This is a genomic window from Phytohabitans aurantiacus (genome assembly GCF_027923225.1).
Taxonomy (GTDB): domain Bacteria; phylum Actinomycetota; class Actinomycetes; order Mycobacteriales; family Micromonosporaceae; genus Phytohabitans; species Phytohabitans aurantiacus.
This window is the reverse complement of record NZ_BSDI01000080.1, coordinates 17,822-27,733: the sequence shown is the minus strand read 5'-3', so window position 1 is coordinate 27,733 and position 9,912 is coordinate 17,822. Positions and strand designations below refer to the sequence as shown.

Here is a 9,912-nt window from a genome sequence, read left to right as displayed (position 1 = left end):
TGTCTGATGATCCGTTCGAGTATGACGTGCAGAAGCGTGTGCCGGATGTGACGAAGGCGCGTGAGGTGTTGGGTTATGAGGCCACCACGAGCCTCGACACCATGCTCGACGAGGTGATCCCATGGGTGACCCAAGCGGTCAAGGACGGGCGGCTCTGACCGTCTCTCCCGCCCTCTTGAGGGCTGGGGCATGGCGCGGCGTCGCCTTGGGAGTGCTGGCCGTGGTCATCGGCACCACGGCCGGCCTGCTCCGCCAGCCCGGTGCCGGCGCGCTCGACACGATCTGGGCAGAAGACGGCGGCATCTTCCTGGGCGAGGCCGTCCGGGAAGGGCCGCTCTCGGCGCTCACGGCGTCGTATGCCGGCTACTACCACCTCGTGCCCAGGCTGCTGGCCATGATCGCGACGGCGTTCCCCGCTGGCGCGGCATCCGAAGTGCTGGCCATCGAGGCGGCTGCCGTCGTGGCGCTGCTCGCGCTGCTGGTGTACGTCGCGAGCGGCGAGCACCTGCCGTCCCGCTGGTCGAGGCTGCTGGTGTCCGCGCCCATCGTGGCCGTCCCGGTGGCGCAGGGCGACGTGCTGAACTCGATCGCCAACCTCCACTGGTACGGCCTGTACGCGCTCTTCTGGATGCTCATCTGGACACCCACCGGCCGAGCCGGACGCGTGATCGCCACGGCGGTCGTGTTCCTGGTCGCGGCCAGCGACATCCTTGTCGTCGTCTTCATCCCGCTGGCCCTGTGGCGCGCGATGCGGCGCCCATCCGGCAACCGGCACGGTGTGCTTCTGGGCTTGGCGCTCGCCACCGGTCTGGTGGTGCAGTTCGCGGGCCTGCTCACCGGATCGAGCGAACGCGAGCTCACCCCCGACCCGGTACGCGCCGTGACGGGCTACCTGCTACGCGCGGTACCCGCACCACTGGTCGGCGAACGCTGGCTCGGCGACGAGATCACCGCACGTTGGGTGCTGCTCGCCGCGGTTGCCTGGCTCATCGTGGGCGCCATCGTGCTGCTCGCCTGGCTGCGCACCCGCCGTCCGGGCCTCGTGCCCGCCGCCGCAGCGGTACAGCCAGCCTGGCCACTGGCGATCGGGGCCGCGTTGCACAGCGCCGGCCTGTACATGCTGCCCGTGCTCCTGTCCGGCACCGCCACCCCGCGCTACGCTGTCGCGCCCGGTCTGCTGGTGGTGACGGCGCTGGTGGCGCTCCTCCAGCCGGATCAGGCTTCGGGGCGCGGGAAGGCCCCGCTGTACGCGCTGACGGGCCTACTGGCGCTCGTCATGGTCGTCAACTTCCGGGTCGACAACTCACGCGCCGACGGCCCGACGTGGAGCGACGAACTCGACCGAGCCCGCACCGCGTGCGCGTCCTCGGACACGGCGCCCGCGATCCCGATCACCCCGCGCGACGAGACCCCACCCTGGCAGGTCCGCGCCCCCTGCTCGTACATCCGATAACCCGCCGCGCCGCCCCGGCGCCGTCCTCCTTCCCCCGACGGCACCGCCCGCCCGTGACAGCGTGTCGCCACACCCCGCTCGCCTCCCCCCGATCAAGGCCGAACGCACGCGGTTCGATCTCTATTTCCGCGCGCGTCGGCCCCCAGGCCAGCCCGGCACGGCGTGTCGCCACGCCCGGGACGCCGATCAAGGCCGAATGCACGCAGTTGGATCTCTTCTCCCCGCGCGTCCGCCCCCAGGCCAGCCGGCACGGCGTGTCGCCACGCCCGGGACGCCGATCAAGGGCGAATGCACGCAGTTGGATCTCTTTTCCGCGTGCATTCGCCCTTGATCCACGCAATTGCCCTTGATCGGCGGGGAAAGCGCGCCTACGGCGCGACGCGCGGGCGCGGGGTGGTTAGGCGCGATATCCCCCGCCCCGCAGCGCGCCGCGCCCGCATGGCGTGCCTGCGGCGCCCGCCCCGCAGGCACGCTCTCCCCGTCGATCAAGGGCGAATGCACGTGGTTCGATCTCAAAACCGCGTGCATTCGCCCTTGATCGACGCACATCTCCTTGATCGCGCCTTGCGGCGCACGATTTGATCGCGCCTTGCGGCGCACGATTTGATCGCGCCTTGCGGCGCACGATTTGATCGCGCCTTGCGGCGCACGACTTGATCGCGCCTTGCGGCGCACGATCCAGACCGCCTGAGACGGCCCGCGCTTGGACGCGCTATCCCAAGAGCCGGGCTACCGCGACGTCCGCCGCGCTCCATGCCCGTAGCTCCCGCGGCCTCACCCTCCGCAGCCACACAACCCCGCGCCCCAGACGTTGCAGCGAAATCCCTGAAATTGCGGCCTCGGACCGCGTTTGAGGCGACAAAATCAGCGATTTTGTCGGGATCTTGAGCGTGACTGGACGCGGAGGGCGAGGCTGCGGGAGCAACGGTCTGTGGCACGACGGGCATCGCGGTAGCTCAAAGTCCCGGTTTGCACCAGATCCCCCGGACCCGAGCCCTGGATCGCCCGCCGATCCGGCGGCCAGATCGCCACCACCAGCGTCCCGCCACCGAGCCCCGCCGATCAAGGGCATTCGCATGGATCAAGGGCGAACACACGCGGAAAAGAGATCCAACCGCGTGCATTCGCCCTTGATCGACGCCACAAAACGGGGGCCGCGTGGAAGCGGCGCCTCAGCACCAGTACAGGGTTGAGTTGGTGCGGGTTACGTTCGATACCGCGTTGCCGGTGCCTGTGCATGGGCTCCAGCGGATGTTCGTGTTGCTCACCGTCAGGTTCTGGAAGCGGATGTTCGACGACGGCGGGAATTCGGTGCGGGCCGCGATCCGCATCTCGCCGCCACCGCTCACCGTGCCCGAGGCGCCTGCGAGCGTCACGTTGTAGCAGTTCTCGATCAGTACCGAGTTGTTGCCGGTGTTCGCGATGTCGACCCGGTCGATGATCGCGCCGCCGCTCTCCGAGACGCAGAAGATGCCCCGGCCGCCGCCGCGTGCCCGTACGGTGCCGACGCGGATGTTGGTCGGGTAGCTGCTGCCGATGCGGCCGTTGCGGTTGGCCATGCGGAACGCGGCGTAGCCCGTGCCAGTACCGGTGTTCTCCGCGTCGACGGTGCCGACGGTCGCGTTGATGGTGTCGTTGAGGAGCAGGCCCGAGTATCCGACGTTGCGCGTGGTCACGGTGCCCACCGTGAGGCCGTCCACGCCGTACGTCTCGACGCCCTGGTTGGTGGCGCCGGATATGTACACGTTGTCGATCCGGATGTTGCGGACCTTCACCGCGCGGTCGCCGCCGTGGTTGTCGATGCGGACGCCGAGCCCGCCGCTCACCTGCATGTTGATCTGGCCGAGCACGAGGTTGTTGACGTTGCGCATGAAGATCCCGTACAGCGGTGCTCCGCGCACGTTCAGCCAGCGGATCTCGATGTCGCGGGTGCCGCGCGAGTAGATCGGCGCGTTGTCGCCCGAGCCGGAGCCGGTGGCGGTGATGTTGCCGCAGACGTCGAGGATCGTGTAGCTGGGCACGGAGATCCGGGCGCCGGCGCTGATCGAGCCGGAGCCCCGCACGACCACCGACTGCTTCGAGGTGCGGCCGGCGGTGAGGCTGTTGAGCGCGGCCTGGACGGCGGCTCGCATGTCTGTGCCCGTGTAGACCGTGGTGTTGCCGTTGCGCGAGGTCCACGTGCTGCCGCTCAACACGGCCGAAGCGTTGAACGAGCCTTCGCCGCACGCGGCGGCGGACGCCTGCTGGGTGCCGACCGCGACGCCAGTGCCCACCAGTGCTGTCGCGGTCACGACCACGAGGCCGGTGCGCCACCGGCGTCGGGGTTTATGCGTGGGATTGGCCATGTGGGCAAGGTATAGAATCGTTTCAATCTAGTCAAGGCTATCAATGGATCGGGGCATCGACCGCCACCAGACGTTGTTAGGGTGACCTGCATGTTGGGGGTGGTCCTGGGCGCGATCCGGGCGCGTCGGGCGCAGGCGGCCACGTTGTTCGTGCTGACCGCGCTCGCCTTGATCGCCGCGACCGCCGCCCCGTGGTATGTCGTGGCCGCCGCCCGGTCGGTCGCCCTCGCCGACGTCGCGGTCGCACCGGCGAGCCAGCGGGTCGTGCTGGTGGCCGGCCGGGTCGCTCCCGCGCCGGGCGTGGTCGATCAGATCGAGAGCCAGGCCGGCGCGGTGTTCCCGATTCCCGGTTCGGACAGCACCGTCTCGGTGCGCGTGCCGGGCCGCGCGGTCCGCGGCGGCGCCGAGTCCGCGGTCGCCCTTGCCTACCGCGACAAGGTGTGCGACCACGTCGCGATCGCCGGCGCCTGCCCGTCCCGGCCCGGCGAGGTGCTGCTCAGCGAGCAGGGGGCCGGCGCGCTTGGCGCGGGCATCGGTGACGAGATCGACTTCGTGGTGCCGGGGCTCCCCGTCATGCGGCTGCGCATCGCGGGCACCTATCAGATGCTCGACCCGCTCGGGCCGTACTGGGCGGGCAACGTGCTCGGGCGCGGCTCCGGCTCGGTCACCTCGTCCCTGAGCGGCGATCCGCTCTTCGCCGTCATCGACACGGTCAACGCCACCGGCGCGGGCGAGCTGTTCGCCGACTACCACCAGGTGCTCCCGCCCGAGGCATACCTCGGCATCGGCGGCTACGACCTGGCCGACGAGATCGCCCGGAAGAAAGCGGCCTCCGGCTCCAACTGGCGGGTCGAGACCCAGGCCAACGCGCTCACCACGCGGGTTGCGCGCGAGCAGCGCCTGGTCAACCTCGGGGTCGGCGTCGCGGCCGCCCAGCTGCTCGTGCTGTGTTGGTTCGCGCTGTTCTTCGCCGTGCGGCACACCGCCGAGCAGCGTCGCCCCGACATCGGCCTGCTCAAGCTGCGCGGCAGCAACCGGTGGCGCGTCTGGTCGCTGACCGCGCAGCAGAGCGTCCTGCCGATGGTCGCGGGGGCGGTGGTCGGCGCGGCGGCCGGTCTCGGCCTCGCCCGGCTGCTCGGCGGCGAGCTGGGCGACCCCGACCGGGTCCGGCTCGCCGGTCTGATGTCGCTCGCCGCCGTGGGCGCCGCCGGGCTGGGGGCGCTCGCCGCCGCCATCGCCGCCGACTGGCGGGGCATCGGCTCCGGCGTGATCGATCTGCTCCGCCACGTGCCGCCGCGCCGTCGAGGCTGGCGCGCCGGGGTGGTCGACCTGATCATCGCGGTCGTCGCGGCAGCGGGTGTCTACCAGGCGTACGCGATCGACGCCGAGCCCGGCGACGCCTCCGGGCTGGTGCTGGTGGCGCCCGCCCTGGTCGCGCTCGCGGTCGCGCTGCTGGCGGCCCGCGCGGTCGGCCCGCTCGCCGCGCGTGCTGCCCGCAAGGCGCTGCGCGCCGGCCGCGTGCCGCTCGCCCTCGCCGCGACCCACCTCGCCCGCAGACCGGGCACGCACAGGGTGTTCGCGCTGCTCACGGTCGCTGTCGCGCTGCTCGCGAGCGCGGCCGGCGGGTGGTATTCGGGCGACGCCGCGCGTGACGCCCGCGCCACGCACGAGGTCGGCGCCGACCGGGTGCTCACCGTCAAGGCGCGCAGCCGCGCGCACCTGCTCAACGCCGTGCGCGCCGCCGACCCGCAGGGCACGCACGCCATGGCCGTCGTGCGCAACAGAGCGGGCGAAGGTGGTCGGTGGGTGCTCGCCGTCGACAGCCCACGGCTCGCGCGGGTGGCCAGCTGGCATAAGGGATACGCGGACACACCGTCCTCTGTGGCCCAATGGCTGAGACCCGAGGCACCCGCGCCGGTGCGCCTCAGCGACGGCCCGCTCACCCTCGAAGCCGAGCCGGTGGGTGTGGGCAAGCCGTTGCTGGTGCGCGCCCATCTCGTCACCGGCACGGGTGAGCCGGTGTCGGTGGAGTTCGGGCCGCTGCGTGACGGACGCCAGCGGTACCAGATGGAGCTGGACGCCTGCGGCGGTGAGAGCGGCTGCCGGCTGGTGGGTCTCGAAGTCACCGCTCCCAACGCGCAGGGTGCGCCGCCCCCCGACCGTGCCGTGCGGCTGCACAGCCTGGCCGGCGCGGCCGGGCCCGTGGCCGAGCTGGCCGACCCGACGCGGTGGCGCGCGGGCGTCCGGGCCGAGGTTGTCGGCCCCACGATCGTGGGCGACGCGGGCGGGTTGCTGTTGACCACGCCGCCGCGCGCGGCCGACCTGCGCGTGCAGCACTCGGGCATCGCCTATCTGGTCGACGCGCCGGTGCCGCTGCCGGTCGCGCACGTCGGCGTCGCGGTGGCCGACGGCCAGCCGGGTGACCCGCGGCTCGCCCTCTTCGGCAGCCTGCCGCTGCCGGTGCTGTTCACCGGCCATCAAGGGCTCGTCGCGGTGCCGCAGGCGCCGGGGCGCGCCTACCTGGTCGACCTGGAGTACGCCGACCGGGTCTCGCCCGAGGCTGGGCTCAACGACGAGACGCAGGTGTGGCTGGCGCCCGGCACACCGGCGAGCGTGCTCGACGGGCTGCGCGACCAGGGCCTGACCGTGCTCGCCGAAGACTCCATCGCGGCCGCCCGCGGGCGGTACGACGAGCAGGGGCCGCCGCTGGCGACGCGCTTCCAGGTGCTCGCCGGGATCATCGGGCTGCTGCTCGCGGCCGGTGTGCTGACGGTCGCCGCGGCCGTCGAGCGCCCCGACCGCGCCGCCGAGCTGGCCGCCCTCCGCAGGCAGGGCATGGACCTGCGGTCGGTGCGGCTGATCGGCTATGGCGGATACGCGGCGCTGGTGGGCGCCTGCGTGGTGGTGGGCGTGGCGGCGACCGCGCTCGCGGGTGTGCTGGTGGAGGCGGCGGTGCCGGTGTTCGTCGACAACTGGGGCGTGCTTCCGGTGCACACCGGCCCGGCGCCCGTGCCGCTGATCGCCGCCGGGCTGGCCGCCCTGGTGGTCCTCGGCGCGACCGGAGCCGTGGCGGCCGCTCACCTCGTGCGGGCGGTGCGCTCATGATCGCGCTGCTGGTGTCGATGGTGGCCGCGCGGCGGGCGCAGGCGCTGGCCGTACTGCTGCTGAGCGTGTTCGCCACGGGAGCCGCGGTGGCCGGGCCGGTCTATTTGCGGGCCGTCGACCGGGCAGTGGTGCAGACCGAGGTGGCCGACTCCGACCGGCGGGAGCAGACGCTGGCGATGTCGACGTTCGTGGGCGAGGAGAGTGGGCTCGACGTCGAACGGTTCGACTCGATCGGCCCGCGACTTGTCGACATCGACGGGTTCGACCAGGTCTACTCCACCCAGTACGCGGTACTGGGGTTGGAGCCGGCGCTGGGCGAGATCTCTTGGCTGGTGTTTCGCGGCGAGGTCTGCCCGCACCTGCGGATGGTGGCCGGCCGGTGCATCGTGTCGGCGGGCGAGACGGTGCTCGGCGAGCACACCGCGCGCCGGCTCGGCCTGACGCCGGGCTCCGCGATCACGGTCCAGGCGGCGCGGTACGACGAGCAGGCCAAGCGGTACGTTCCGGACGGCGAGCCGTCCCAGCTGACCGTGGCGGGCGTCTATCAACCCGTCGACGTCGACGAGCTCTACTGGGGACGGTCCGCGTTCTTCGCTCTCGGCGCGCCCGACGCGACCCGCGAGCCCATCTTCGTCGGCCGGCAGACCGCCGATCGCGTCGACCACCGCACCGACTACCGCACCGTCGAGGCGATCCCGCAGCCGGGCACGCTCAGCGTCGACCGGCTCGACGCGCTCCGCGCCGACCTTGGCGACCTGGACGAAGACCTGGTCGGCGACGGTTCGATGTTCGCCAGCGTCAACAGCGATCTCGAAGGGCTGCTCGACCGGATCGACCAGGCGCAGACGCTCGCCCGCCGCGTGGTACCGGTCGCGGCGGTGCCGCTCGTGGCGCTCTGCTGGTTCGTCATCTTCCTGGCGGTGGCGTACGGGGCGACGGGGCGCCGGCACGAGCTGGGTCTTGTGGCGCTGCGCGGGTCGAGCCGGCCGGTGCGGTGGTGGCTGACCTCCGGCGAGAGCGTGCTCGCGATCCTGCTCGGCGCCCCGATCGGTTACCTGGCCGGCACGGCGGCCGTGTGGGTGGTGACCGAGGCGCGGTTCGGCATCGGGGCGGAGCTCGACACCGTTGCCCTGCCCTATGCCGGTGTGGCCCTGGCCGGCGCGTTAGCCGCCGCCGTGCTCGCCCAGCGCCCGCAGCTCGCGAGCCCGGTGGCCGACCTGCTGCGCCGGGTGCCGGCTCGCCAAGGCGCGTGGCGGTCGATGGCGGTGGAGGCGACGGTCGTCGTGCTCGCCGCCGTGGCGGTCTTCCAACTGCGCGGTTTCGAGGGCGAGCTGGTGGGGCTGTCGCTGCTCGTGCCGTCGCTGGTGGCGGTCGCGATCGCGCTGGTGGCGGCCCGTTTGCTGATGCCGCTCGCGGGCCGGCTCGGTGCCCGTGCGCTGCGGCGCGGCCGGCTCGGCCCGGCTCTCGGCGCCCTCCAACTGGCCCGGCGCCCCGGCAGTCACCGGCTCTTCGTGCTGCTGACGGTGGCGGTGGCGCTGCTCGGGTACGCCGCGGTGGCGGTCGACGTGGCGGGCCGGGCGCGCGCCGAACGGGCCGTCGTGCAGACCGGGGCGCAGCGGGTGCTGACCGTCCTGCCGGTCGAGGCGGGCGTCCTGCTGCACGCCGTGCGCGAGGTCGACCCGGATGGCCGGTACGCGATGGCAGCCGGCGTGATCACGCTCGACGACGGCGAACCGTCCCTGGTCGTGGCCGACACCACGCGGCTGGCACAGGTCGCGGTGTGGCGGCCCGAGTTCGGGCCGGCGGCCGGCGAGGCAGCCGCGCTGTTGCGGCCCGACACCCCGGAGCCCCACATCGTGCGTGCCGGGAGCCTCGCGGTCGACGTCGAGTACACCGGGGCCAACAGCGGGGTGGGGCTCAACGCGGTGCTGCGGCCATTGTCCGGCGGGGCGCCGATCCGAGCCGGATTCGGGATGATGACGCCGGGCGCGCGCACGTACACCGCCTCGGCGGGAGCCTGCGCCGAGGGCTGCAGGCTGCTCGCGCTGGAGCTGTCGGTGTTCGCGCGGTCCGGCTCCGAGCGCCCCGAGATCCTGGTCCGCGAGCTGCGCGACGGCGCGTCGGGGCAGCCGATCCTGTCCACCGCCGACCTCACCGGCGCCGGCCAGTGGCAGGGCGCCGACGACGACACCGTCCGCGTCGAGCCGGATGGCCTCGTCCTCGCCACCAGCAGCACACCCCAGCTCTACAGTTGGGCGTTCCCCACCGACCTGCCGTACCCGTTGCCGGTGCTGGCGGCCGGCGACCTGCCTAACTCCGGCGAGCTCGCCGGCCTCGACGCCGAGCGGGCTGAGGTGAAGGTGGTTCGCGAGGCGGCGATCCTGCCCAAGGTGGGCGGCCACGGCGTACTGGCCGACCTGGAGTACGCCGAACGGGCGGCGCTGGGAGGCACCCGCCTGGAGCAGCCGCAGGTGTGGTTGACCGCTGGCGCGCCCGCCGACGTGGTCGACCGGCTCGCCGCGCAGGGCCTCGTCGTGGCCAGCGACACCACGGCCGACGACGCCCGCGCCTCGCTCGACCGGCGCTCCCCGGCTCTCGCGATCTGGTTCCACCTGCTGGCGGCGGCGTTCGCGGTGCTGCTGGCGGTGGGCGGCCTGGCCCTGATGGCGGCTGTCGACCGGCGCCGGCGTGCCGAAGACATGCTCGCCCTGCATCGCCAGGGCATGCCGATCGGCACCGTAGGCAGGGCGGCCCTCTGGAGTTACCTACCCGTCGTCGTGACCGCGCTCGTCACGGGTGCGCTGGCCGCCGCCGTGGCGTGGTGGCTGTCCGGCGACTACCTGCCGGTGTTCGTCGACGACTCGATCCAGTTGCCGCTGCCTCGGTGGCCGGCGCCGCTCGCCGTCGGTGTGCCCGGTGCGCTCGCGGCGGTGGGGTTCGTCGTGGCCGCCATCGCGGTGGCCGTCGCGCTACGGCGGTCCGTCGTTACGTCCCGCGTGCGAGACTAGG

4 protein-coding genes are annotated in these 9,912 nt (G+C 72.8%); 3 read left to right on the top strand and 1 reads right to left on the bottom strand.

Annotation, left to right across the window (positions count from 1 at the left end; genetic code table 11):
- The first annotated feature begins 121 nt into the window (after nucleotides 1-121).
- The gene (locus QMG73_RS42565; protein ID WP_281905325.1) at nucleotides 122-1,453 is read left to right on the top strand and encodes a hypothetical protein; all 1,332 of its coding nucleotides are present in this window, start codon (nucleotides 122-124) and stop codon (nucleotides 1,451-1,453) included.
- A 1,172-nt stretch (nucleotides 1,454-2,625) separates the two neighbouring features.
- Here QMG73_RS42565 and QMG73_RS42560 read toward each other — a convergent pair.
- Nucleotides 2,626-3,798, bottom strand: coding sequence for a hypothetical protein (locus QMG73_RS42560; RefSeq protein ID WP_281905323.1), 1,173 nt, complete (start codon nucleotides 3,796-3,798; stop codon nucleotides 2,626-2,628).
- Between the two features lie 90 nt (nucleotides 3,799-3,888).
- On the opposite strand from QMG73_RS42560, the gene QMG73_RS42555 reads away from it, so the two are divergent.
- Together QMG73_RS42555 and QMG73_RS42550 are read left to right on the top strand one after the other, a co-directional pair.
- Nucleotides 3,889-6,903 (top strand): FtsX-like permease family protein, encoded by a 3,015-nt coding sequence (locus tag QMG73_RS42555; RefSeq protein ID WP_281905320.1) that lies wholly within the window; start codon nucleotides 3,889-3,891, stop codon nucleotides 6,901-6,903.
- Complete coding sequence (locus QMG73_RS42550; protein WP_281905319.1) at nucleotides 6,900-9,911, top strand: FtsX-like permease family protein; 3,012 nt, start codon at nucleotides 6,900-6,902, stop codon at nucleotides 9,909-9,911. Before QMG73_RS42555 ends, QMG73_RS42550 begins: the two co-directional genes overlap by 4 nt.
- The last annotated feature ends 1 nt before the right edge of the window (nucleotide 9,912 follow it).

Coding starts and splice junctions, on each gene's coding strand:
- QMG73_RS42550 (WP_281905319.1), top strand. CDS start 6,900: ATGATCGCGCTGCTGGTGTCGATGGTGGCCGCGCGGCGGGCGCAGGCG.
- QMG73_RS42565 (WP_281905325.1), top strand. CDS start 122: ATGGGTGACCCAAGCGGTCAAGGACGGGCGGCTCTGACCGTCTCTCCC.
- QMG73_RS42555 (WP_281905320.1), top strand. CDS start 3,889: ATGTTGGGGGTGGTCCTGGGCGCGATCCGGGCGCGTCGGGCGCAGGCG.
- QMG73_RS42560 (WP_281905323.1), bottom strand. CDS start 3,798: ATGGCCAATCCCACGCATAAACCCCGACGCCGGTGGCGCACCGGCCTC.